The 24619-nt window shown below is 38.2% G+C and carries 22 protein-coding genes; 11 read left to right on the forward strand and 11 right to left on the reverse strand.

What is annotated here, in order from left to right:
* From LXL81_RS00385 to LXL81_RS00405, 5 genes are all read right to left on the reverse strand, one after another.
* Window positions 1-768 carry a glycosyltransferase family 2 protein gene (locus LXL81_RS00385; RefSeq protein ID WP_234644724.1) on the reverse strand — a complete coding sequence of 256 codons (768 nt, stop codon included), beginning with the start codon at window positions 766-768 and terminating at the stop codon, window positions 1-3.
* Between the two features lie 28 nt (window positions 769-796).
* Window positions 797-2149, reverse strand: a complete 1353-nt coding sequence (locus LXL81_RS00390; RefSeq protein WP_234644725.1) for an RNA-binding domain-containing protein — start codon at window positions 2147-2149, stop codon at window positions 797-799.
* Between the two features lie 26 nt (window positions 2150-2175).
* Window positions 2176-3447 carry a glycosyltransferase family 4 protein gene (locus LXL81_RS00395; protein ID WP_234644726.1) on the reverse strand — a complete coding sequence of 424 codons (1272 nt, stop codon included), beginning with the start codon at window positions 3445-3447 and terminating at the stop codon, window positions 2176-2178.
* On the reverse strand, window positions 3444-4187 hold the full coding sequence (locus LXL81_RS00400; RefSeq protein WP_234644727.1) for a bifunctional 2-polyprenyl-6-hydroxyphenol methylase/3-demethylubiquinol 3-O-methyltransferase UbiG: 744 nt from the start codon (window positions 4185-4187) through the stop codon (window positions 3444-3446). Before LXL81_RS00400 ends, LXL81_RS00395 begins: the two co-directional genes overlap by 4 nt.
* 100 nt (window positions 4188-4287) lie before the next feature.
* On the reverse strand, window positions 4288-4794 hold the full coding sequence (locus LXL81_RS00405; protein ID WP_234644728.1) for an ORF6N domain-containing protein: 507 nt from the start codon (window positions 4792-4794) through the stop codon (window positions 4288-4290).
* Window positions 4795-4998: 204 nt separating this feature from the next.
* On the opposite strand from LXL81_RS00405, the gene LXL81_RS00410 reads away from it, so the two are divergent.
* The 4 genes from LXL81_RS00410 to LXL81_RS00425 all read left to right on the forward strand — a co-directional run bounded on the left by LXL81_RS00410 (window position 4999) and on the right by LXL81_RS00425 (window position 10296).
* A complete protein-coding gene (locus tag LXL81_RS00410) occupies window positions 4999-6267 on the forward strand; it encodes a nucleotide sugar dehydrogenase (protein WP_234644729.1) in 1269 nt (422 codons plus the stop codon).
* 180 nt (window positions 6268-6447) lie between these two features.
* Entirely contained in the window at window positions 6448-7659 is a 1212-nt protein-coding gene (locus tag LXL81_RS00415) for a glycosyltransferase (protein WP_234644730.1), read from the forward strand.
* 27 nt (window positions 7660-7686) lie between these two features.
* Window positions 7687-8787, forward strand: a complete 1101-nt coding sequence (gene wecB, locus LXL81_RS00420) for a non-hydrolyzing UDP-N-acetylglucosamine 2-epimerase (RefSeq protein WP_234644731.1) — start codon at window positions 7687-7689, stop codon at window positions 8785-8787.
* 9 nt (window positions 8788-8796) lie between these two features.
* Window positions 8797-10296 carry a lipopolysaccharide biosynthesis protein gene (locus tag LXL81_RS00425; RefSeq protein ID WP_234644732.1) on the forward strand — a complete coding sequence of 500 codons (1500 nt, stop codon included), beginning with the start codon at window positions 8797-8799 and terminating at the stop codon, window positions 10294-10296.
* A gap of 3 nt (window positions 10297-10299) precedes the next feature.
* Here the strand turns inward: LXL81_RS00425 and LXL81_RS00430 are convergent, their stop codons facing one another.
* On the reverse strand, window positions 10300-11181 hold the full coding sequence (locus tag LXL81_RS00430) for an FkbM family methyltransferase (RefSeq protein ID WP_234644733.1): 882 nt from the start codon (window positions 11179-11181) through the stop codon (window positions 10300-10302).
* A 174-nt stretch (window positions 11182-11355) separates the two neighbouring features.
* Here LXL81_RS00430 and LXL81_RS00435 point away from each other — a divergent pair, with 174 nt between their 5' ends.
* Window positions 11356-12000: an FkbM family methyltransferase gene (locus LXL81_RS00435; protein WP_234644734.1), complete on the forward strand. Its 645-nt coding sequence runs from the start codon at window positions 11356-11358 to the stop codon at window positions 11998-12000.
* Window positions 12001-12004: 4 nt separating this feature from the next.
* Here LXL81_RS00435 and LXL81_RS00440 read toward each other — a convergent pair whose 3' ends face one another.
* Window positions 12005-12982, reverse strand: a complete 978-nt coding sequence (locus tag LXL81_RS00440) for a hypothetical protein (protein WP_234644735.1) — start codon at window positions 12980-12982, stop codon at window positions 12005-12007.
* A 695-nt stretch (window positions 12983-13677) separates the two neighbouring features.
* Between LXL81_RS00440 and LXL81_RS00445 the strand changes: the two genes are divergently transcribed.
* Both LXL81_RS00445 and LXL81_RS00450 read left to right on the forward strand, forming a co-directional pair.
* Entirely contained in the window at window positions 13678-14310 is a 633-nt protein-coding gene (locus LXL81_RS00445) for a response regulator transcription factor (protein WP_194122820.1), read from the forward strand.
* Window positions 14311-14440: 130 nt separating this feature from the next.
* On the forward strand, window positions 14441-15091 hold the full coding sequence (locus LXL81_RS00450; protein ID WP_234644736.1) for a response regulator transcription factor: 651 nt from the start codon (window positions 14441-14443) through the stop codon (window positions 15089-15091).
* Window position 15092: 1 nt separating this feature from the next.
* Here the strand turns inward: LXL81_RS00450 and LXL81_RS29125 are convergent, their stop codons facing one another.
* On the reverse strand, window positions 15093-18281 hold the full coding sequence (locus LXL81_RS29125) for an ATP-binding protein (RefSeq protein WP_234644737.1): 3189 nt from the start codon (window positions 18279-18281) through the stop codon (window positions 15093-15095).
* A gap of 314 nt (window positions 18282-18595) precedes the next feature.
* Here LXL81_RS29125 and LXL81_RS00460 point away from each other — a divergent pair, with 314 nt between their 5' ends.
* The 3 genes from LXL81_RS00460 (at window position 18596) to LXL81_RS00470 (ending at window position 21539) form a co-directional block, all read left to right on the forward strand.
* Window positions 18596-19126 (forward strand): RNA methyltransferase, encoded by a 531-nt coding sequence (locus LXL81_RS00460; RefSeq protein ID WP_234644738.1) that lies wholly within the window; start codon window positions 18596-18598, stop codon window positions 19124-19126.
* Window positions 19127-19275: 149 nt separating this feature from the next.
* On the forward strand, window positions 19276-19686 hold the full coding sequence (locus LXL81_RS00465) for a histone H1/H5 family protein, HCT subfamily (protein ID WP_234644739.1): 411 nt from the start codon (window positions 19276-19278) through the stop codon (window positions 19684-19686).
* A gap of 155 nt (window positions 19687-19841) precedes the next feature.
* Window positions 19842-21539, forward strand: a complete 1698-nt coding sequence (locus tag LXL81_RS00470; protein ID WP_234644740.1) for a lamin tail domain-containing protein — start codon at window positions 19842-19844, stop codon at window positions 21537-21539.
* Window positions 21540-21548: 9 nt separating this feature from the next.
* Here LXL81_RS00470 and pgeF read toward each other — a convergent pair whose 3' ends face one another.
* Window positions 21549-22322: a peptidoglycan editing factor PgeF gene (gene pgeF / locus LXL81_RS00475; RefSeq protein ID WP_234644741.1), complete on the reverse strand. Its 774-nt coding sequence runs from the start codon at window positions 22320-22322 to the stop codon at window positions 21549-21551.
* An 87-nt stretch (window positions 22323-22409) separates the two neighbouring features.
* The gene (locus tag LXL81_RS00480; protein ID WP_234644742.1) at window positions 22410-22928 is read right to left on the reverse strand and encodes a DinB family protein; all 519 of its coding nucleotides are present in this window, start codon (window positions 22926-22928) and stop codon (window positions 22410-22412) included.
* 194 nt (window positions 22929-23122) lie between these two features.
* Here LXL81_RS00480 and LXL81_RS00485 point away from each other — a divergent pair, with 194 nt between their 5' ends.
* Complete coding sequence (locus LXL81_RS00485; protein ID WP_234644743.1) at window positions 23123-24349, forward strand: metallophosphoesterase; 1227 nt, start codon at window positions 23123-23125, stop codon at window positions 24347-24349.
* A gap of 40 nt (window positions 24350-24389) precedes the next feature.
* On the opposite strand, the gene LXL81_RS00490 is transcribed toward LXL81_RS00485, so the two are convergent.
* Complete coding sequence (locus LXL81_RS00490) at window positions 24390-24578, reverse strand: hypothetical protein (RefSeq protein WP_234644744.1); 189 nt, start codon at window positions 24576-24578, stop codon at window positions 24390-24392.
* Between the last annotated feature and the right edge of the window lie 41 nt (window positions 24579-24619).

Consider the following 24619-nt stretch of genomic DNA (forward strand, 5'->3'; position numbering starts at 1 on the left):
TTACCAATATTTTCCGTTTTTACGCGCAAACCAGAAACCCCGCCAGAAAATAATTCCATGATTCCAAAGTGTTGGAATAAGTCCGAAATGCTTTTTTAAAACATTATAACGGTCTAATAATGAGCGTCGATGATTTTGGATTGACAGTCCGCCCATCAAATACCTACAAAGGACAAAGTCAAGATATTGCGTTTTCTTAGAATTTTTGAGGCATGAAATTTCCCAGTCAATGTCGGCGCTGAGATTGGTGTAATCATATTGCGGGGCAATTTCCTTTTTTACTATAAAGGATTGATGACAAACTTTCATCCCCAACGCAAAATCTTTCCATGTTAGGTTTTTAGGTAAATTGTGAGGGGTGAATTTACTTCTCAATCCAACTTCGCTGCCATCTTCACGCACCAGCATTGCATCGCTGTAATAAACATCAGCGTTACTTTCAAAGGCAGAAATTAACTGACTTAAAATATTATCATCCTGAACTTCGTCACCGGCATTTAAAAACCATAAATATTTGCCTCTCGCAGGATTTAAGCCCTTATTCATTGCATCATAAAGTCCGCGGTCTGGCTCAGAAACCACTTTCGAAATGAAGTCAAACCGGCTGGCAATATTCAAAGTTTGGTCTTTTGAGCCTCCATCAATGATCAGGTATTCAACCACGGTTTTATCCCCCAGTTTTGCCAATGCTTTCTCAACACTTTTTAGCGTTCTCGGAAGGTAGCGTTCCGCGTTGTATGTAATGGTGACGATTGTGAGTAAAGTCATTCGTTTATATTTTTTGAATGAGTCTGAATCATTCGTCTTTAATAATTTCCCAGTAACCACCTTTATCAGGCCCGATCCGGTTTATTATCTTTTGTTCTTTTAATTTTTGTATTTGCCATTCAATGCCTCGTCTGCTTAATCCGGTAATCTGTTGAATCGTTTTGGTGGTGATGCGAGAATCGGATTTAATCAAATTAATAATGATTTCATCGGTTTTCTCCACAGTTTTCTCCACAGTTTCCTCCACAGTTTTCTCCACAGTTTTCAGTACAGTTTTGTGCACAGTTTTTGTAGCAACGATAACTCGAAAACCGTGCTGAAAATTTTCAAAAACGGGAGCTTCCAGGCCATAACTCAGAAAAGCGTTTTGAATTCTTTTAATACCTGAACCATATTTTTCAATAACACCTGATTCTTTAAAAATCGAAGATACCTTTTTATTTCTTGCCTGCGAAGTGTAATCGCCACTGAGTAATTGTTCAATGGAAATTGATTGTGGTAATGGGCCAGGATTAAAAAACTCAATGTAATTGTCAAAAACTTTAACAGAGGAATCGCCATAATGCATATAGTCCCGGTGAACGATCATGTTGATAATGATCTCGCGAATAGCATTCAAAGGATATTCCCAACGTTCCTCCCGTTGAGGATTTCCGGTAATAATATATTCTTTATTGATATGTTTTTTAATAAAAGTCAGGACGTCTTCAATCTGAGAAAATAAATCGCTCCGGAGCGTTAAGCCATCTTTTATTAAGGTTGGAGCAGAAAATCTTCCCAGCTCAATAGTTGCCAGAAATACATCATTTTTTGCGAATAATAAATGACAAGCATTGGCAATTTTTGATTCTTTGATCAGCTCAAATTTATACAGAACCGTAAGAGGATCATCCTGTAACGGGCTTTCTTTAAGTAAATTTGATTTTTCAATAAAAGTGCTTACTTTTTCCAGCGAGATATCGTCCAGTTTATAATCGTTCGTTGCATAACTATCCCAACTCGTATTGAAAGTTTTGAGATGCATATCCGAAATCTCCCCCAAATTTAATTGATGATTTGAGTTTTGGACGCGTTTGAAATAACGCCCTCGAAATGATACTGGCTTAACCGGAAATTCTTTAATCGAAAGTACGACAACTTCATTCCCATCTATGTCAACTGATTCAGAATCCGGAATGACAGACGGCTGGGTTTTGTGTTTTATTTCATTGAGCCACTGCTGAACAGTTTCTTCCCGGATCACAAAATTCTTTACAGGTAAACCGTCGTCATTCAGGCCAATGAAAATTTGTCCGCCCTTGGTATTGGCAAAGGCTACCAACGTTTCAATTACAGCATCACTGAAACTGCTTTTATATTCGGTATTCGAGTTTTCAGACATAGGTAAAAGATATGAAAACTGCATTATCAATTGTTCTTCAACAGTGATTTGTACAGTGTTTCATATTGAGACGCGACAATATTTTCCGCGTAACTTTCCAGAACCTTTTCCCGCGCTTTTTGTGAAATTTCACCTTCTATATTATTCTCCAAAACCCAACGAATTCCCTTTGCCAACGATTCAACAGATTTATAATCTGAAAGATATCCATTTTCTTGATGATCGATCATTTCCGGAATCCCCCCTACACTGAAACCAACAGCAGGCGTTCCGCAGGCAAAGGATTCCATGATGGTATTTGGTAAATTTTCTTCCAGAGAAGGTGTTACAAAAACCGATGCTGCGCAATAGGCCAGAACAATCTGTTTTACATCGGACAAATGTCCAAGTTTATGTGTTTTAAATGGTAATTGATTTAACACATCATCTTCCACCTGGCCGAAAACCAGGAGCTCAATATTTTCTGAGAGCTCTGGATGCTGATTTTTTAGCAGATTTAGAGCCTCCTGAAAGTATGAAAAACCTTTCATCGGCGCGTTGACACGCATAGCCGCGAAAAGGATCAAATGTTTATCAGTATGCAAATTTAATTGCTGCCTTGCTTCTGTTTTTGATATGGGAGAAAATACGTTGATGTCAATCGGATTGGGGATCGATTCAATTTTAAATCCATTGAGCAAACTGCTGTTTCGGGCTCTTTTTGATAACCACTGACTACAACCAACAGCAGTAAATTGATTTGGCTGATAAGCTGATTTTTTGGAAAACCAGTCTTTCCTTGAAATATCATTTCCACCCGGATTTTTCAAAAACTTACAATTTCCACATTTAATCTGATAGTTTTCGCATTCACCACTATGATGACAGCCACCCGTAAAAGGCCACATATCATGGAAAGTCCAGACGACAGGTTTACCTAAGGCCAATAACTTTTTAATCGAACCTGTTGACAAAAAGCCAAAGTTAACCCAATGTAAATGAATGATATCTGCATTTTGAACCAGCGGATGTTTGCTGATATCCACGCCAACAATGCCCCGATTAAAGAGAAAACGAATTTCTACGGATCGCTCGTAGGATAAAAACAAAAGACGTTCCGCGATAAATCTCGCCCAGACAAATTGTTTTTTTAAAGTAGTATTGGCGATTGTTGTAACAGCCGGATTTTCTGTTTTTTTCTCCTGAACCAGAATATCGCCCTTGACAGACGAATGTTTTTCCAAAGCCTTTTGAAGCCGGGAACAGGCGATGGCCGCGCCGCCGCTACTGTCGCTGGTATTGATGAAAACTACGTTCATGCACGGGCTGTAATGACGATGTAAGGTGACAAGGCCTTTGTTTCAAACGGAAAGAATTTGGAAAACACTTTGAGTATGAACCACGTCGATTTGCGAAAAATACGAACCCAGGCGGGCTGTTTGCCCTCGTTTTCAAGCCAAAGCATGAAACGGCCTGAATAATAAACTTCGACATCCTTTAATCCCAGATTTTGACAAATATTCCGAAGATAGACAAGATCCATACTTTCGATGTAATGTTTGTCGTAATTATCGCGGTCAAATGTCTTTTGAAACCAACCGTTTAATCCTTTGAAGTTTGGTAATGAAATAAAAAGTGTCCCATTTTCAGAAAGGAACTGAGTATGTTTTTGGATAATTTCCGTAGTGTTTTGGAAATGTTCGATCAGGCCGTTTGACATAACCAGATCATATTTTCCAACGGGAGTATAATTGAATAAATCCGCTTCTATCGTCCCGACAGAGCCTTCCTGGATTTGATTGGCTTTTTCAAGATCATGCAGAATTTTCGGATGTATCACAAAATCCAGCAGATCCGTTTTTATTTTTAAATTCTTAAACGCCCAAACAGAATAGTAACCGGGAAATCCACCAATTTCAAGCAGGTTTTTGACCCGATTCGTTGTTACCAGTTTTTTTAAAAGAGACAGGAACGGATAATTATAGGGGATGCTAAAAACGAGTCCGGTTTTACTTTCCCAATAGTTCAACCAAAATTCTTTATCCGTCAGGCCATTCATATACTTTAAAAACAGATTATACTTATTCGAAACTTTGCCGAAACACCAAAGTTACAATTTCAGAATTAAGATGTCTTTAAAAAATATGACCGGAGTAGATTTATTCACGGCTATTTTTAAATCCTATGGTTTTGCGTTCAGGGTTTGGGGGATTTAATAGAAAATTCAGCGCTTCATAAATGTCTTTAAATTTCACCTGCATCTCATTTTCCAGACTTTCAATGCGTTGTTTCAATTCTGTTGAATCGGAATAATATTGACGGATCATAACAAAGGCGCGCATAATGGTGATATTTACTTGCAGTGCTTTTTGACTTTTCAGAATTGTAGAAAGCATTGCAACACCTTGCTCCGTAAATGCAAAAGGTAAATATTTGCTGTGTTCTCCTTTACCATTCTCTAAGGTCACAAATTGTGACCTTAGAGAATTATATTCCGCTCTTGTAACTTCGAACATAAAGTCGTCGGGAAATCTATCTCTATTTCTACGGACAGCTTGTTTTAAGACTTTCGTTTCAACTTCATACATTTCTGCCAAATCGAAATCCAGCATAACTTTCTGTCCACGAAGCGTGAACACTTTGTTTTGTATAGCGATCAGTTCCATAGATTCAGTGTTTAAATTATATGGAATACTGAAAATTCGTATTTAAGTCACAGCTCTTTCCTATTCTTTAAGGTCACAATTTGTGATCTTAAAGAATCTCCGTTCTGCTCATAATTTCACAAACCAACCCCACAGATTCCCCCAAAATTTCCTGATCATAATTAATATGGCTAGTTTTATGTCCTCGTTTTAAATTTTACCAGAATGTTGTCAGAAATTGCTGCAAGTAAAATTGCAATTATTGGTCTTGGTTATGTTGGTCTGCCGTTGGCGGTGGAATTCAGCCGGAAATATTCAGTGCTTGGTTTTGATATCAATAAGGAACGTGTTGCTGAATTGAAACGCGGATATGACCGAACGCAGGAGATTTCTTCGGAAGATTTACAACGTGTTCAGGATCTGCAATTTTCGGATGAATTGTCGGCATTGGCAACTTGTAATATATTTGTCGTAACGGTTCCGACGCCTATCGATAACTACAAAAAGCCAGATCTCGGCCCACTTTTGAAAGCCAGTGATACCGTTGGTAAAGTGTTAAAAAAAGGTGATATCGTCATTTACGAATCCACAGTTTATCCGGGTTGTACAGAAGAAGATTGCGTACCGGTTCTGGAAAGAGTAAGCGGATTGAAATTCAATGTTGATTTCTTCTGCGGATATTCTCCGGAACGTATCAATCCGGGCGATAAGGTTAATACGCTGACTAAAATCAAAAAAGTTACCTCGGGTTCAACACCGGAGATCGGTGAATTCGTTAATACTTTATATGGAACCATTATCACAGCCGGAACGCATTTGGCATCCAGTATCAAAGTTGCAGAAGCTTCAAAAGCAATTGAAAATGCCCAGCGTGATGTGAATATTTCCTTTGTTAATGAATTGGCGTTAATTTTTGACCGGATGGGAATTGATACTACTGAAGTTCTTGAAGCCGCCGGAACAAAGTGGAATTTCCTGAAATACAAACCAGGTCTGGTTGGCGGACATTGCATTGGTGTCGATCCTTACTATCTGGCTTACAAAGCTGAATCTTTGGGTTATTATCCACAGGTAATTCTTTCCGGTCGCCGTGTTAATGATACGATGGGCGTTTTTGTCGCCAACAAACTGGTCAAACTTTTGATCAAAAAAGGACATAAAATTGAAGGCAGCCGTGTCTTAATTTTGGGTATCACTTTCAAAGAAAACTGCCCGGATATTCGAAATACGCGTGTCGTGGATGTATATAAAGAATTGAAGGATTTTGGTATGGAGGTCGACGTGTATGACTCCTGGGCGTCCGCGGAAGAGGTGAAACATGAATATGATATTACACTTTCAGAAAAGCCAACAGGAAAATATGAAGCGGTTGTATTGGCCGTTGCCCACGATACTTTCAAAGAATTAAATCTCGCAGATTTCACAAATACAAACTCTGTTCTTTTTGACTTGAAATCAACTTTACCAAAAGATTCAGTTGATTCAAGACTATAATTTAATCCATAACCGGAATCAATTTTGACATGATTCCGGTTATTTTGCTTCTCCAATAATTTCAAATTTCCGTCTTCGGCGTTAGCTCAATTGCATTTAAGTAAGCGAAACATTTCTTCCCCTCTTAAAATTGTCTGCGAATGTGTACTTTTGCAGGAATTACCACAAGATTTCTGACGCATGCGTGTTTGTTTTGTTATGGCGGGGTTGCCGCATTATTTTGCCTTGATACTGAATAAAATGGTTTCCGACTATGGAATCGAAGTTATTCTCGTCAAACCAACCCAACAAAGCAAAGCCCTTGGCGCCGGTGTGAAGGAAGATAAGTCGGCGGCAAACTTCCGGTTGGTGGAACTTCCCGAGTTTACAACCTGGTATGGAAAGTCTTTTTTTGAAAATCTTATCCCTACTTTACTGGAAATAAAACCAGACATTATCGTAATGTCTTCCTGGCCATATTTTTTACAACTTGTACTGAATCCTCCTTTTTATTTTAAACTGAAAAAAATAGGTGCAAAGTTAATTTGCCGGGATATTCCCTTTAATACTGCGTATTGGGGGAAAAGTCAGGAGTATTATTATTCAGGTCAAAACATTACCGAAGATCTTGACGCAAATAAAAAAAACTGGAAGGGTGCACTTTATTTCCGGGCTATTACCTGGCTACGAAAATTATATCTTCCACTGGCCGACGCGCATATCAATTATTATGATGAAGGCCGGGATATCATCGGAAGTTATGGCGTACCCAAAGAGAAAATATTTATTGCTGCCAATTCTCCGGATACAGATGAATTGCTGGCCGCTTACGAAGAAGTTTTAAAACAACCTGAAATTCTGCCCAAAAATCCGCACCGCGTTATTCATGTGGGAAGACTGGTAAAATGGAAGCGCGTGGATATGCTGATCCAATCTGTTAAAGATTTGAAACGGTTTTTTCCTGATATTGAACTGGTGGTGGTGGGTTTCGGTCCGGAAGAAGAAAATCTTAAAAAGCTGGCTGAAAAACTTGGTGTTTCTGACAATGTAAAATTTGTCGGCGGAGTTTATGACGCACTCAGGTTGGGTAAATATCTGCATGTTTCGTCAATCTACATGTTAGGCGGAATGGGTGGATTATCCATTAATGATGCCATGTGTTTTGCCAAACCGGTTATTTGTTCGGTTGCAGATGGCACGGAAAGGCGCTTGGTGAGAGAAGGATACAATGGTTTTTATTTTGAAAATGGGAATCAGGAAAGTTTGAATCTGAAAATGAAAACGTTGCTCCAAGATCCCGAAAAAATCAGCACCTTTGGTGCAAATTCGTTACGCATAATAAAAGAAGAAATCAATATACACAGTGTGCTGAAAGAATACATGGTTGCCTTCAATTATGTTCTGGCGCACTGATCCGTTTAAATTCTGGTTGATTAAAAAATGAAAATCCTGAGTATTGTTGGTGCCCGTCCAAACTTCATGAAAGTGGCTCCGTTGCACCGTGCTTTTTTACAACATCCTGAAATCGATTCAAAAATCATTCATACCGGTCAGCATTACGATGCCCGTATGTCGGATGTTTTTTTTAATCAGCTGGAATTACCAAAACCGGATTATTTTCTTGGTATCGGCGGCGGTTCTCATACGCAGCAAACGGCAAAGATTATGATCGAGTTTGAGCAGGTTATGTTGGCTGAAAAACCGGATGTGGTGTTGGTTGTTGGTGATGTTAATTCAACAATTGCCTGTGCGATGGTGGCGGTAAAAGAGCATATTCCAGTCGTTCATGTGGAAGCAGGTTTAAGAAGTGGCGACCGTGGAATGCCGGAAGAAATCAACCGGATTATGACGGATTGCATCGCTGACGATCTTTTTGTTACAGAACAGGCAGGTATTGATAACCTTAAAAGAGAAAGCATTCCCAATGAAAAAGTACATTTTGTCGGCAATGTGATGATCGATTCTTTGGTATACTATCGCCAGAAAGCTTCGACTTTGACGCTTGTGCAAGATCTTGGTTTGGAGCCAAAATCTTATGTTTTGATGACAATGCACCGTCCAAGCAATGTGGATTTTCAGGAAGGTCTGACCAATATTTTAACAATCATCAAAGAAACCTCAAAAACCAAAACCGTACTTTTCCCTGTTCATCCAAGAACGTTGAAAAATATGGAAACCTGGGGTTTGCTGGATGAACTGCAAAGTCTTGAAAATGTGATTTTAATGGAACCGCAGGGTTATCTTGAATTTTTACATTTGATGGAAAATGCTGCTTTAATCATCACGGATTCAGGCGGAATTCAGGAAGAAACAACTTATCTGCAAGTGCCTTGTCTGACTTTCCGGGCAAGCACCGAACGCCCGGTAACCGTGGAATTGGGAACCAATATTTTACTTAGTGACCTGAATCCGGTTTCTGTTGCTGAAAAAGTGCAGGATATTTTAGCCGGAAGAGTGAAAGAGGGTATTATTCCTTCGTTTTGGGACGGTCATGCCGCTGAACGTATCGCAGCAATATTGATACAAAAATACGCTAAATAGACTTTCAGAGTGGGAATCGTTGTTCGTCAGAGTCTTAAAGCTGGTCTTGGATCGTACATTGGGGTAGGGATTGGTATCGTCAATCAGATGTACGTTTCTACGAAATTTTTATCCGTTGAGCAATACGCCCTTTCCCGTTTGCTATTCGAAAATAGTTTACTTTTTGCGGCATTTGCACATTTAGGAACTCCCTTTATTGCGGATAAATTTTTTAGTCTTTTCCGAAATGACGAAGAAGAACACCATGGAATTCTCGCGTTTCTCCTTTTACTCCCTTTTATAGGCGCAGTAATTTTCGGGATTATTTATCTCGTATTTACACCGGCGATCCATGCATATTTCGCTGAGAAGTCGCCGATGTTTTTGAGATATCATTTTCTGGTTATTCCGTTAACCACATTCTGGATATACATAACGGTCCTGGAAGCTTATTGCAGAAATAATTCGAGAATCGCCGTTCCCAATTTTATTCGTGAAGTTTATCTCAAAATAGCTAATGTTCTGCTGATCCTGATGTTCGGTTTAGGCTGGCTGAGTTTTGAAACGATGTTATATCTAGTGGTTGCCTCCTATGGTTTTGCTATTGTTATTTTGCTTGGTTACATAAAACAGCTTGGGAAACTATATTGGCGTTTTCCTGACAGAAGCATATTAACTAAGCCAATGATCCGGCAAATGCTCGGCTACGGCGGATTTACATTACTAGGTGGAGTAGGTGTGAACTTAATGCTCTTTATTGACAGAACAATGGTGGCCGGTGAAAAAGGTTTGATTAGCGCCGGGATATTTATCATTGCTTCCTACATCGCCGGTATCATTGAAATTCCGAAGAAAGCAATTTCGCAAATTTCAATTCCTTTACTGGCAGCTTCTTTGGTTAAAGGTGATTATGACCATGTGCGTACAATGAATCAAAAATCGGCATTAAATCAGCTGATTGCAGGCGGTGTTGTATTTTTATTGATCTGGGCGAGCATAGATGATATCTTCTTTTTGATACCAAAAGGTAGTACTTATGGCGAAGGAAAATATGTGGTTCTTTTTCTTGCGTTGGTGAAAGTGTTTGACATCGCAACCGGCCTGAATACGGAAATTATTATGTATTCAAAGTTCTTCAAATTCGCTACTTTATTTATTATTGCTTCGGCCGTTTTAGGATTTTTGTTGAATCTGTGGTTAATACCAATTCATGGCTTTCTAGGTGCCGCAATTGCCACGGCTTTAACAACGTTAGTATATTCGATTGCCAGAATGACCTTTGTTTGGAGTAAATTTGGTGTGCTTCCCTTTACCAATAAAACCTTACAAGTTGCACTCATTCTTAGCCTTTTATATTCGCTAACCTTTCTAACGCCTGATTACGAAAGAACCATACTCTCTGCTATGTCGATGATGGCTATCCGGTCATCAATCATTATCATTTTCTTCATAGTTTTAATTGTAAAACTTAGGATTTCAGAAGAAATAAACGATCTCGTAACGGGTATGCAGAAAAGGTTTTTGAAATAATTTCTATATCAAATCATCCCCCAATTTGATTTTTCTTGACGTCTTGATACGATTTTCAACAAAAGCCAGATCTCTGATATAAATAGTGTTTTCCGGGTTCGTAGCGGTTATTTTAGTCAGTTTTCTTTCAACAGGGAAATAATTATAAGGTACGAAACCGAGGCTCAAAAGTTTGTCGTGAATGTAATTCTGGCCGAATTCATATTGATCGGAAAGTCCGTTGGTTTCCATGATAATGATTTTCAGCTCAGGTCTTTCCAGCGTTTTTAAGGCTCCGTTGATAACATTGGCTTCAAAACCTTCCACATCGATTTTTAGTAAATTGATGTTTTTATCAACCAATAAATTATCCAGTGAATTCACAGGAACTTCCGTAACCGGACCGCCAAAGGTCGTATCATTGATCACGTGGTTGATCGCATCCAGGGAATTTGAAAAAATCAGCGTTTCTTCTTTATCCCCAACTCCAAGATTATAAAGCTCAGATCTGTCTTGCAGATTATTGTAATTAATATTGCGTTTCAGGTTCGCAAACGTAGAAGGGATCGGTTCAAACGACAAAGATTTCGCTCCTGTTATACCTGATGCCAGAACAGAATAAACACCGATATTGGCGCCCACGTCCACAAATGTATCTTCCGAACGCAGGTAATGCATTACGAAAAGCATTTCATTGGTGTCATATAAGCCAGTGTAAATTTGCAGTTCTGCGCTCGACATTCCCTTATCAACAACCAGCGAAACATGCTCGACAAACGGATAAATCATGGGATGTTTGTGCAGGCGAATGACCAGGCCTCTTTTGAAGAGTGTCATCAATGCTTTTACCTTTCTGTCCTTGTTTAAAGGGTGGCCCAGAACCGTCTTTATCGTTTTTAATTTCATTCTAAAACTGAGGGATTTTGAAATTATTCCCGCTATCAATGCAAATATTAAAATTGAGTGCTAATGTAGTATATTTGCAGCCCCTGTGCAAAATAGAGGTTTCGTAGAAAAGCCGTAAATCTTAATATTTCAGGGTAATAATTGTTATAAATATCTTTCGGAATAAGCGGATACATGGTTAAGTTTTTAAAAAAGCAAAGTTGGGGACTTCTAAATTCAGTTGGTTTTGGCGGAGCCGTTCAGCTATATTTAAAAAGTGCCTTGAAAGAATATGGTTGGTTCAGAAGTTTTCATTCCAAACAATCCGTTGACGCTGCCGGTAACCCGCTTCCCTGGTATACTTATTCATTTATCTTTTTTCTCGAACCAAGAATCAAACCGCATTTTGAAGTTTTCGAATATGGCTCTGGAAACTCAACACGCTGGTATGGAGCCCGTGTAAAACATATCGCAGCCGTTGAACATGATGCGCAATGGATTGAGATGATCAAACCAAAACTTCCTGCAAATTCCATCGTTTACTCCCGTCCGCAAGGTGATACTTATGTAGAAGCGGTTAAAAATGAAGGTAAAAAATACAATATTATCGTTGTTGATGGTCGTAATCGTGTAAAATGTACTGCATTTTCTGCGCAGTACTTAACAGAAGATGGAGTCCTGATTCTGGATAATTCGGAGCGTGACTGGTACCAGCCCGCGAAAGATTTTATGACCAATAGAGGTTATAAAAGTATTGATTTCCGCGGAATGCTTCCGATCGTTGGACACGAAAGCTGCTCGACTGTTTTTTATAAGGATGGCAATTGTCTCGGAATTTAAGGTTTTAAAGCACTTTCTGATAAGTAATTTTAACAGATTCTTCTCCACCAAGGTTTTTCTTGAATTTGAGAAGGCCAGGTTTTTGATTGCCATGATGATCCAGCGATAAGCCCATATCAAGTACCGCTATTTCTTCTTCCTGACAATAATTATAAATGGCTTCTGTCAGATAAACCGTCGGGCTGAAACATTTATAGGTGTAAAGGTCTGCTGGTAAAAAATTATATAGTACATCCTGACAAACGCGTACAGTTATAGCCAATGCGATTATTTTGCTTTGATCTGTAACCACAAAAAGCTTATACTGCTGAGGAAATTTATAGATCAATATATCAAGTTGCTCCTTTGTTATCGAAAGCAAATATCCTTTTGCATTTCGGCTTTCCTTAATGAAATCGTAAACAATATCAATATCCGGTTTATCATATATTTCTGTGCAAAACCCTGATTCTTTGCATTTAGCCAGTCGTCTTCTTTCGGCAGCGGTAATATTCATGGAAAATGGTGATGGAGAAATTGGGATATGGCAATTTATACACTTACCGATAACCTTATAGCCGGACATTTCATACGCACTGGAAAGCAAATCATATGTGCCATTAGCATAATAGCAGGAAGGAGCACCTTTTAATTTTACAGCGGGATTGCTTTGCTTTGAAAACCAATTTTCGACACAATGCAGCAGAAATTTTATTTCGCCGGCATTACAATTCTGATCACACTGAACTCCACCAAAAGGAGCGCGTGCGGGTGATATCAAATCATGACAATCTTTCGTAAAGTGAATACAAGCCCTTGCTGCAATTTCATCAGATCGAAACAGATAGAATGAAAATTTTTCATAGCTGCTTGTGACGTTCAGATAGTCTTTCGTTTGATACAAAAAAGGCTCAAAGGATAAGGGCATTTCTAATACCGAATATTGAATATACAATCTGGCTACCAGACTATTTTCCGACCATATAAAATCAGGATTCTTCAAATCTTTATAATTGTGTGTGTGATATTTGTTCTGATAAATCCTCATGTAAATAGTTACTAATAGGATTTTTATCAGTCTAACTGATTACCAAATGAAAATTACCAATTTTTATTTTAAATTTTCCTATAAGTAATTGTGGTAAAGATATTTGGTCCGATTTTCACAGAAGTTTTTTTTATTGTCTTTTAATCATTTTAAATATCAGATTGATAAAAAATTTAATAAATTATAATGAGTTGTGTATTAACAAATTAGTTGTAACATGAGCGTATGTAGGTATATAGTTCTTTTATTGTAGTCTCATTTCTTGTTTATTTGTAGATATTTCTTGCTTTTTTTGTCAAATTATCTTTGTAAATTATAGCCATAAAATTCTGGTTAGTAAAAGCGACGGCTAAATTTGTCTGAGAAGCCAGGAAAATATTTATTCCAAATTTGTTTTTTACAAAGTCTCAGATAAAATTTTTTCTATCTAAAAATTTTATTTTAACTCGTAAATTGAAATTTCTAACTGAAACAAGTTTGAAATAAGCTTTTAGGTTAAAATAAGTCAATTCATTTATCTTTATTTTAAAAGTTATTGTATCTGTGTACCAAGCGATTAGAATTTATCTTATAACTTAGTAAATAGATAAATAATTAATTCTAACTTTGGGGTAATACTATTTCTACTGTCATTAGTATATAAAATTTTCATGAAGCACATACTTATTGCCGAGGATCACGCTGTGGTCCGCATAGGAACCAAACACCTCTTGAAGTCTCTTATTCCTGAATCTCAGATTACGGGTGTTGATACCTTTCAGAAGGTCTTGCTGGAATTGGGCAACCAGACATTTGATCTTCTTATTCTGGATATTAATATTCCCGGAGGAAATAATACCAAAATGATTGAAACGATCAGGATAAAACGTCCTGATATTCGGATACTTATGTTTTCGAGCTATGATGAGCAATTATACGGTTTATTATATCTGCAAGCTGGCGCAGACGGATATCTGTCCAAAGATGCAGCAGAAGATGAATTTAAAACTGCTGTTTTAAGCGTGCTCGATAACAAAAAATATATGAGCGCTGACATGCAGCAGATCAACATTAACAGACTTATCAATCCGAAAGAATTTCTTCCGGATCCAATTGTAAGTCTTTCTCCAAGAGAAAAGGATGTAATGAATCTGCTTAAAGAAGGATTTGGTACAGCAAAAATTGCAGAAAAATTAAACCTTCAGCTTTCAACCGTTAGTACGTATAAAGCACGTATTTTTGAAAAGATGGGCGTTAAAAATATAGTTGAATTGATTACTAAAATTAAGCTGATAGACAGTTGATACTTGTAATTTGATATTACTAAGAAGCAGGTACCCCGGTGTTTATCAGGTATCTGCTTCTTTTGTTTAGTTATAACCCTCATAAATCATAAATGAAATTTATTTCACTTATGATATACTCTAACGTATAATGAAAAGAATTTTAATTGTTGAGGATCATGCCATCGTGAGAATGGGTATTGATTTTCTTATCACCGATTTATTTCAGCCAGTGGATGTTCATCAGGCATCTAATTTTACTTCTGCACTGGCACTTCTTCATAAAAATGTATTTGACCTGATTGTACTGGATATCAATATTCCGGGCGGAGAAAACAGCAGAATGATCAACAAGATCAGAGCCATTCAGCCGAGTGTGAAAATTCTGGTTTTTTCCGGTTCAGAAGAAGAGATATATGCCTTGCATTATATACATGCGGGCGCAAACGGTTTTCTTTCCAAAGGTGCTTCCGAGGATGAGTATAGAATAGCGATTATGGCCGTGCTGAACAATGGGAAGTATATCAGTAGTAAGGTTCAGCAGCAAATGGTGAAAAATATTCTGGATAGTAAGTACGTAAGCTCTAATCCACTTGAAGATCTGTCGAAACGTGAGTTGGAAGTGATGCATTTGTTGGCTCAGGGCAAATGGACCAAGGAAATTGCTACTCTGTTGAATCTTAAAGAAACAACAATCAGCACTTACAAAGCGCGCATTTTTGAAAAACTGGAAGTCGCTAATATTATTGAAATGTTCAAGAAACTGGAATTGTATAAAACCAAGGATTTTGATCTGAATTAGCTTATCGTATATGGGATTGGGGGAAAATAAGATGGACCTGTGTCCCATTATTTTTCTCAACCCACAGATCAACTTTCAGCAGCATCGCCAATTCCTTTACGATGGTCAATCCAAGTCCATTGTAATGAATTGAAAAAGACTTGATCTTTTCAAATGAATCCGTTTTGGAGGGGGTGTTGAGCCAATGAAGCACTTCATCGGGCATCCCGGGACCAGAATCGGAAATGATTAGGCGCGTTTCTGTGCCGAAGGTGGCTGTCTGTATCTTAATGGCGGCATTGGAGGAGAATTTATTCGCATTATCTATCAGATTATGCACAATTATTCCAAGTAACTGGGCATTGGTAACAACATTAACCGTGGCATCCACCTCGTTAGTGAACAAGTTTGAGCGCTCCCGGATCACATGTTCGAAAATTTGAGATTTGTCAGAAAGTAAGTTAAATAAATTAATCTCTTCAAGTTCTATTTTACTGCCATAAACCTGTGTTTTGACATAGGTGATGAGATTTTCCAGATGGCTGTACATTTGATCAGTAGACTGTTCAATCGTTTTTCCCAGCATGACTACGGCATCTATCTTTTCATTTCCAAGCATGCTTTCAATTCTGCCGGCAGCCTTTGAAACAAATTTCAGAGGCGTTTTGATGTCATGCGACATAGAAGCGATCAGCCTCGTCTGGATGTGCATCTGACGTTGCAGTTCCCGCTCCGATTTCTCCAGAGCGCTGAATGTGTGTTTAAGTTTACGGGTGCGTCTGGCTATTCTAATTTCAAGCAAACGATTTTCTTTTTTAATAATCCGCAATCTCAAACGGATAAAAAGGTAAACCGCAAGCATAAAAAGAAGTACAGCGGCGATTCTGAACCACAGGGTTTCATACCAGGCTGGTAATACCACAATGGATAATTTTTTATACATATAATTATCCCGTCCAAAGCCGTTGTTTTTGCGAATAAGCAATGTATAATTTCCCGCATTTAAACTTCCGATCAGGATGGTTGTATTGGTCCCGTCAATATCAAGCCAATCCTCGGGCCGGGTTTGGGATGATGACATTTCAATAAGCGCATAGGAAATATTCAGATCAGCCGGGTTTCCAAAATAAGCCGTGGCAAGATTAATTTTAATATTCTGAGGGTTTGTTGGCAAAATAATCGAATCTCCTGATATGGCCGTCCGCTTTCCCCGAACCTCATACTGATCGAAAATGATGTTTTTGTCAGGCAGTTCTGCGTTTATATATTCAGGTTTAAACCATACGAGCCCGTCCAGCGAGGGTAGTGAGACATAGCCATTAGGAAGTCTCAGGGCACATGGCTGGCAACCTCCGTTAAATTCATTGGTATTGAATCCCTGCTCTTTGGTAAAGTGCAGGGAAAATATATTTTTACTTTCCAGGGCTAAATGATTTTCAGCGTATTCAAGTAAATCTTTTTTAGCTATCTGAAAAAGACCTTTGTTGGTTGTGAGCCAGAAGTAACCGAGCTTATCCAGAAAAATACAATGTGAGCTGGCCAGATATTTATGTTTATCCAGCGGAAATTTAATGAGCTTGTCTTTCGTGAGGAGAAAGAAACCATCTTCATAAGTTGTGATCCAGATTTCTTTTTCACCCGGATTTACTGTGGAGCCGGCAACCGGATCTATAAAAAGACTACGGATATATAAATCTTCAGTGCCTTTTATAAATTCAATTTTTTTTGAGGAAAGATTAAGAAAGAAAAGTCCGTGAGCGGTACCAATCACCAGCGTCTGCGGTGTTTTTTGGAGAATAAAGGATATTCTGTCTAATGGTCCTTTAACGAATTGTACGGGCGAAGGTTCTGGGTCCGATAAGTTGACACGGAACAAACCAGAGCTTCTTGTCCCTATCCAGATTGTTCCGTCATTGCCTTCATAAAGATGATTGACCTCCGTTTTTAGATTCCATCTCCCAAGTATTTTATTATTTTTAATATTATAACAACTAACGAAATCGCCACTTTTTCGCCAGATATTCCCTTTTTTATCAGTAAGGATGCCGTATCCGTCGGCTGACTTTTCGGAATAAATCAAGGGATAGTCTTTTAGTATAGCCTTGCCGTCTTTCGATGATTTTCCAAGAATATATCCCTTGGGTGTGACGACGGAATTTGAGTCAAATATAGCCTGCCCGTAGAACACATTTTCCAAATCATTTCCTTTGGTTCTGAGCATAAAAAATGACTTATTTTTTAAGACAAACAGACCTTTCGTAACGCTGCCAAGGAAAAACCGCTGATGGATATTGTCGTAATGAATGGAAGTAATATTATTTTTAACAAAATCAAAGTTGCTGATCAGCAATGTCGTACGTAAAATTCCTCCTGGTTCTTCTTTTAATGAATAAAGGTTTTTTTCGAGATAGATAAAAGCCTGGTCGGAAATATTATTCCAGTAAATCTTTCCATTCTGTGTGCCAGGAATATAATTTTTGTCTGCTTTTATATCGCCGGTAACCGTTAGATTTGTTAAACCCGTTTTGTCTACACGCGTAAATTTTCCTTGCGAATAGCTGTAAAGATTCTTTTGTATGGTGAAGAAATTCCAGGGTAAAGGCGTTTTGATTGAATAATCGTAAATTTTTTTCCAATTAGAATAATATTCGATTTTTTGATGCTCACAAATAAAGAAATTCCCTTCTCCTTCGGGGAGCGCAATAATATAGTAATCAGGATTGAGCCAATCTCTTAAATAATTTGGGGAACCATTGGATAGAAGAACATTCTCTCCTGACTTTTTCAAATGTGGAATAGAACGAATTCTAGTAGTGTAGAGAGAATCCATAGTCGCCTTTCCGTTTTCAATGCGAACAAACTGATAGCCTTCCGCGACAGCATATACTTTCCTGGATTTGTTATTTTTTCCACCGCTTTCGAGGCTGGGCTGCAACATTGAAAACCGGTTGTAAGTAATCGGAAGATTGGATTTATCAAATGTGAAAAAGTTTTTCCCATCGAACCTGACCAAACCTATTTCAGTTGTAAGCCATATAAAACCTTCTGAATCAGCGGAAATGTTTTTTATACTATTTTGAGGAAGGCCATTATCCTCCGTGTAATATTTTACTGTATAGGCGTCCTGTTCGTTTGTTTGCGGTTGTGCAAAAGTGTTATTGTCATATGCGAAGATTAAGAAAACTACGAGTAGTACATGGTATTTCTTCACTATTCTGAGAGTAAGATTTAATAACAATCCGATTAATTATCTAGTAGACGTCAGATTGTACTGCAAGTAACGATTGGATTATAAACACCGATCGTTATTATTTTTTTTAATAAATGTAGTAATATTTTTATCTGGTGGTAGTATAATATTGTATTCAGGGCTATTTAATTTTTAACTTATTGATAAACAGCTGCTAATTGCTTTTCAAGCATTTTTTATCATGCTGAAAAATAACATTTTAACCATTTTGAGGTATTTCATGGTAAGTTTGTTCGATAATTAATTATTGAAATTGTTTTAAAAAATCTATTACAATGCGTAAACTGCTCATTGAAGAAATGAACCGTTTGTCGGTTGAGGAATTTAAGGAATCGGACAAATTTCCTTTTGTTATTGTGCTCGACAATATTCGCAGCCTGAATAATGTAGGATCTTTTTTTAGAACAGCTGATGCGTTCCGGGCAAGGAAAATGATTTTGTGCGGTTATACTCCAAACCCGCCGCACAGAGAAATTACGAAAAGTGCACTTGGTGCTGAAAATGCAGTTATCTGGGAGAAGGCGGAAAATACTTTACAGGCTGTTTTAACACTGAAGGAAGAAGGATACCAGGTCTTCGCTGTTGAACAGGCGGAAGGAAGTTTTTTACTTCAGAATTTTGAACCAAAAATGGATATTCCCTGTGCATTTGTTTTCGGAAATGAGGTGGAAGGCGTAGCAGACAATGTAATTGATGTATGCGACGGATGCGTTGAAATACCACAATTTGGCACTAAACATTCCTTTAATGTGTCTGTATCCGCAGGAATCGTATTATGGGAATTTGTCAAGAAAAATTTAACATAAATATAACACGTTTTATTTGTTCTTCTGGATTTATTAAACGGTATTTGCAGGTTCAAAGACAAGAGTGTGATTTACTTAACAAGCGGCTGGAAGCAAGAATATTAGCCGGTCAGACTCCAGGTCTTATTATTATAAATAATTCATAAAATATGAAATCCGCAACAAAAAAACTTACTACCGAAATCGCAGAAACACTTGTTACGAAACTTGATACGGTAACTGCTGATTCAAAAAAAATAAAAAAGTCAATCGAAAAAGCATCTGCTAAATTGGCGAAAAAAGTCTCGAAGTTCATGAAAGATGAAGCTAAGAGAAAAGAGAAAGAAGCGAAGAATGCGGAAAAAAAAGCAAAAGCACCAAAAAAAGAAAAAGAATCTAAAAAGGATAAAAAGAAACATGCAGAAAAGGTAGCTACTTTGGTAGCATCGGCCTCGTCTAAACCAGCTGCTGTTCCTCCGGCTAAGACTCCTGCTCCAAAGGTTGCTACAACACCAAAACCAGCCGCAGCTCCTGTTAAACCTGCTGCAACAGAACCAGCGAAAACAGAAGAAAGCAAATAAATAAACGTCGCTTTAAGATATAATTGATCGAATTCAACTCAGTAACGGGTTGAATTTTTTTGTTTTAAGTCTTCCTGATCTGAAGTTATCCAAGTTGAAGTTACCATTACAATTTTATTCCGTATAGATTATATGTGGAATAACTATACGATATAATGGCTTTTATAAACTGGAAAAATACAGTAATCGTTATCTATCTGGTTTTTGTTCTTGATTTCAACTCTTTTGCTCAGACTTATAACAGCGTCGTTATTTCTGAAATCATGGCAAATCCAAATCCTCCGGTTGGCCTTCCCTCAGTTGAATATGTTGAATTATATAATAGAAGCGAAAAGGCAATAGCACTCAAAAACTGGAAGTTAACAATTGGTACAAGATCTGCAACATTTCCGGATTCAGTCATTTTTCCCGGTGAATATGTTTTGGTTTGTAATAAAGCAAATGCTGATCATTTGATTGGATTTGGGAAAATAATCCCACTCTCCACTTTTTCATTGCCAAATGAGGACGGAACAATCTCCATATATCAGCCTGGAAACAGTCTTGTATTTTCAGTCAGTTATGAAAATAGTTGGTGGCCGTCTGATAAAAACGCAGGTGGATATTCCATTGAGATGATTTATACGGATAATCCCTGCGGAGCACAAAATAACTGGAAAGTTTCGGAAGATATCCGGGGAGGAACGCCAGACAAAATCAATAGTGTAAAAAGTGACAACCCGGATTCTGAGCCTCCTGTCATTCAACGTATTGACATAGCGTCATCCACGGAACTACGTATTATCGCCAGCGAAAAACTGGATAGTCTGGCCTCCGTTTCAGGTACTCTTATAGAAATACCGGGGCGGAAGATTGTCAAAAGAAAATTGGAATCGCCCCAATTTCTTAATTTACTGGTTACTCTGGACATCCCTCTTTTGACAAATGAAACCTATCATTTATCCGTTAGGAATCTATCAGACTGCGCAGGAAATATTTTACGCCAGTCAGATTTTACAATTGGATTGCCGGCGATAGCTGATTCGGGAGATGTAGTTCTAAATGAAATTTTGTTCAATCCGCCGTTGGGAGGAGTTGATTTTGTAGAAATTTATAATCGTTCAAAAAAATATATAGATCTTAAAAATTGGTCTCTGGGAAATGTTAAAGATAGTCAGACCGATGTTGTTAGAATTATCACAACTGAAAATTATATTTTGCCACCCTTCGGATATCTGGCGTTGACTACCAATCCGGAAATGATTAAGAAGCTTTATCCGGCAAGCACAACCAATAATTTTCTTCGTCTAACTTCGCTGCCGGCTTATTCAAATACAGACGGTGGGGTTATTTTGAAGAATCAGGACGTGGAAATTTATGATCGTTTTGATTATAATGAGGCTATGCACGATCCTTTAATTTCAGACAAGAAAGGTGTTTCTCTTGAGAAATCAGATACGGATCTTTCTTCTGCCATTATTTCAAACTGGCATTCGGCTTCGGCTGTCGCGGGAAATGCAACGCCGGGATATGCCAATTCTCAAATTAAAACAGGTATCGAAAATGATCTGTTTGAAATAGATCCGGAAGCTTTTGCTCCGGATCAGACAACTGGTGGCTATGCCAGAATAAAATATAAACTGTCCCACTCCAACAAGATAGCAACGATCAAAATCTTCGATACCAGCGGCAGACTGATCAGGAATCTTCTTAGAAACCAGCTCATCGGAACTCTCGGAGAAATCTTGTGGGATGGAAGAAATGAAAATGGAAATATCGTAAAAACAGGATACTATCTGATCCTGATTGATATTTTTGATTCAAACGGTGAAAAAACGCAGTATAAAAGAAAAGTGATTGTTGTTCAAAATTAGAGGATAAAATTATTCGACTAATCCGATTGTTGCCAGCATCCTCCCGGTTAAACCATTTTCGAAACGATAGGAAAAATAATCAGCATTATTTAAAACCGTTGAATATGGTGAAATTTCCACATTTTCAGGTTTTATTCCGAAACGTAACAATTGTTCTTTATTAGCAGATTTCAAATCAACAAAAAACTTATTTTTCTGATCGTCCCAACGTTTGAATGTTGAATTGAAATTATCCGCAACATCTGCACCAACTTCGAAAGAACATTCATCAATACAAGTGCCAACGTACGCCAGGCAATCTCCGGGATCTGTTCCATATTCTTTTTGCATAGCCAAACCCGTTTTCAACACAATTTCCTGAGCCGTTCCACGCCAGCCGGCATGAATCGCCGCCACTGCCTTTTTTACCGGATCGAAAATCAAAATCGGGGTGCAATCAGCGATGGTAACCGCTAACTGAATATTCGGAATGTTGGTAATCAAAGCATCATAACCTTCAAAACGTCCGGCCACAGTAACAGTCAGAATATCAGCACCATGAACCTGATGCGATTTGGCTACTTTGTCAAAATCAATGTTCAGGGATTCAAAAAAACGCTTATTGTTTTCTAAAACATGTTCTTGTGAATCCTTTGTGGACCCGCCAAGATTCAGAGAATTATATGGAGCCGGACTAACGCCGCCATGACGCGTACTTTCACCGGTAACAAGATTTTTAAAAGGAGAAAAAATTTCCGGAACCCGGTATGAAGGCTTGAAATTCGAATTTGGCTGATCTTTCACAAAAAATGTTTTTTATTCTGAAAGCCCAAAAATAATACAACTCCGCCATGAAAGATATGACGGAGTTGTATTTTAAATTTTAATCAATTAAAATAACATTTCCTGCGGAGGTTTCACACCTTTCAAACGGATATATACGGTCGTTTGTCCGCGGTGATGTGTCTGATGTTCAAAGTCTTTTTCAAATGCAGTTTTGACTTTAAGATCTTTTCCAAAAACCTTTACGTCTTTTTCAAGATCAGCATCTTTCAATTCTTTCAAAGCATTGATAATGAAGTCGTAACTATCCAGGGTTGTTTTTGTTACAGCCGTTTTAGATTGATCCGCTGCTTTTTCCAGAGATTCTTTAAACGGACTTGCTTTTCCGGTCGCGGCTGAGACAAACGCGTAATTAACGTCTGCAATGTGATCCATCTGCTGTGCAAACGAACGCATATCCGGCGTAGGTTTGAATGCATATCCATCTTCCGGCATTGCATCCAGATACTGTTTTGTATACGTTTTGGCTCTTTCAAATTCCGCGATCATTTTGGTTGTTGCGGTTTGGGCAAACAAGGTCTGTGCTGTAAAAAGCAACAGGGCAGAAAGTAATAATTTTTTCATCATAACCGGGCTTTGTTAGTTGTAAATACTTGTGGAATATACGTTGAAGTTTATCAGAATAAAAGAACGATTGGTATGATATTCCAACGATTCATATATTGGCCTGAAATTTTTAGCTAACTTAAAACCTCAGGGTGGTTTTCGATAGAAGACTGCCAATTTCAAATCTAGAAAGCTGCTAAATTTTTAATTATTGCATGAAGGAAAAATCAGAAGAAAGGACCAAAAAATTTCTTGCCTTAGGACATAGTGAAGCTGAAAATCATGCGAAAACCCAGCAGGAACTTTATGAAAAACATGTAAAGGAAACGTCTACGGTCACCAATGTTATTTCCGAATTTTTCAAAACCAATTTGTTCGGTTTCGCCTGGCATTATTTGAAAAGCCGTTTTGGTCCGAGACATCCGTATCAGGCTTATCCAAGAAACGGGGATACAGGCGTTTATCAATTACAATCATCGGTTCCCAGCCGCGAAGAAATCAGTATCGTTTTACTTTCCGACTGGGCGAGTGACACGGCAGAATCGGATAAAGTAGCGCATCTGGTTTCACGTTATTCGCCGGATTACACGATTCATATGGGTGACATTTATTTTGTTGGGACGCCCAAGGAAGTGGAAGAAAATTTTACGGCTCCTTATGCTTCCTGGTATTATGGGGCTTCCGGAAGTCTGGCTTTATCCGGAAATCACGAAATGTATTCGAATGGAAATGCCTTTTTTCAGCATTTGCTGCCTGCCATGTATGTGAAGGAAGGCGAGGTTAAGAAAACACAGCAAGCAGGATTTTTTTGTCTGGAAAATGATCACTGGCGCATAATCGGGATTGATACCGGTTATACATCCGTAAGTCGGCCGTTGCTCGAAATTGTTTCTCCGCCTGACTGTCATTTGAAAAAGGAACAGGTTGAATGGCTTCGGGATATTGTTAAAATAGGTGATCCGGATGATAAAAGAGGACTGATCATTTTGAGCCATCATCCGTACATTTCTGCATTCAGAGAAGAGTATACCAGGCCGGGCACCCAGCTTCGGGAATTAATGGGCGATTTTGAAAGGCCGGTTGTCTGGTTTTGGGGACATGATCACCGTCTGGTGGTTTACAATAAAGACGTCAATGGAAAAGGCCCGGTCGCATTTGGCCGTTGTCTTGGTCACGGAGGTCTGCCGGTTGAAATAAAAATGCCGGATAATGAAACTGATCTTCAAAAAATATATTTGTACGACCGTCGCGTAAGGCTAGAATTAGGCCGGTATAAACTGGGATATAACGGATTTGTAAAATTACGTCTTGACAAGGACAAGGCCGTTGCAGAATATATTGACCTGGAAGATACCTGCGTTTTTGAAGAGGAATGGACAATAAAAAACGGCCAACTCGACTGGAAGGTTTTGAATGCTCTTCCTGAATTGGCCGTTCGTTAAATATATTATCTTTTTGGATTCCCTCAGGAATTAAAAAATGTCAGTGACCGTCTGCTGAGTGATCAGTATAAAATGCAGCAAATGTTATTACAAGACCGATAAGTCCGAAGATAAATGTAAAAAGATCTCCAAATACTGCGAGAATGATTACTAACAATAAAAATATTGCGATAGAAGCACCAAGTGAAGCTCCTTCTGGTTTGCTATGTACGTGTACGTCGTCAGCCATGGTTCAATAAAAATTTTAATAGTATTGATTTACTACTGCGA

Origin of the sequence: Dyadobacter sp. CY356 (genome assembly GCF_021440195.1) — a bacterium.
GTDB lineage: Bacteria > Bacteroidota > Bacteroidia > Cytophagales > Spirosomataceae > Dyadobacter.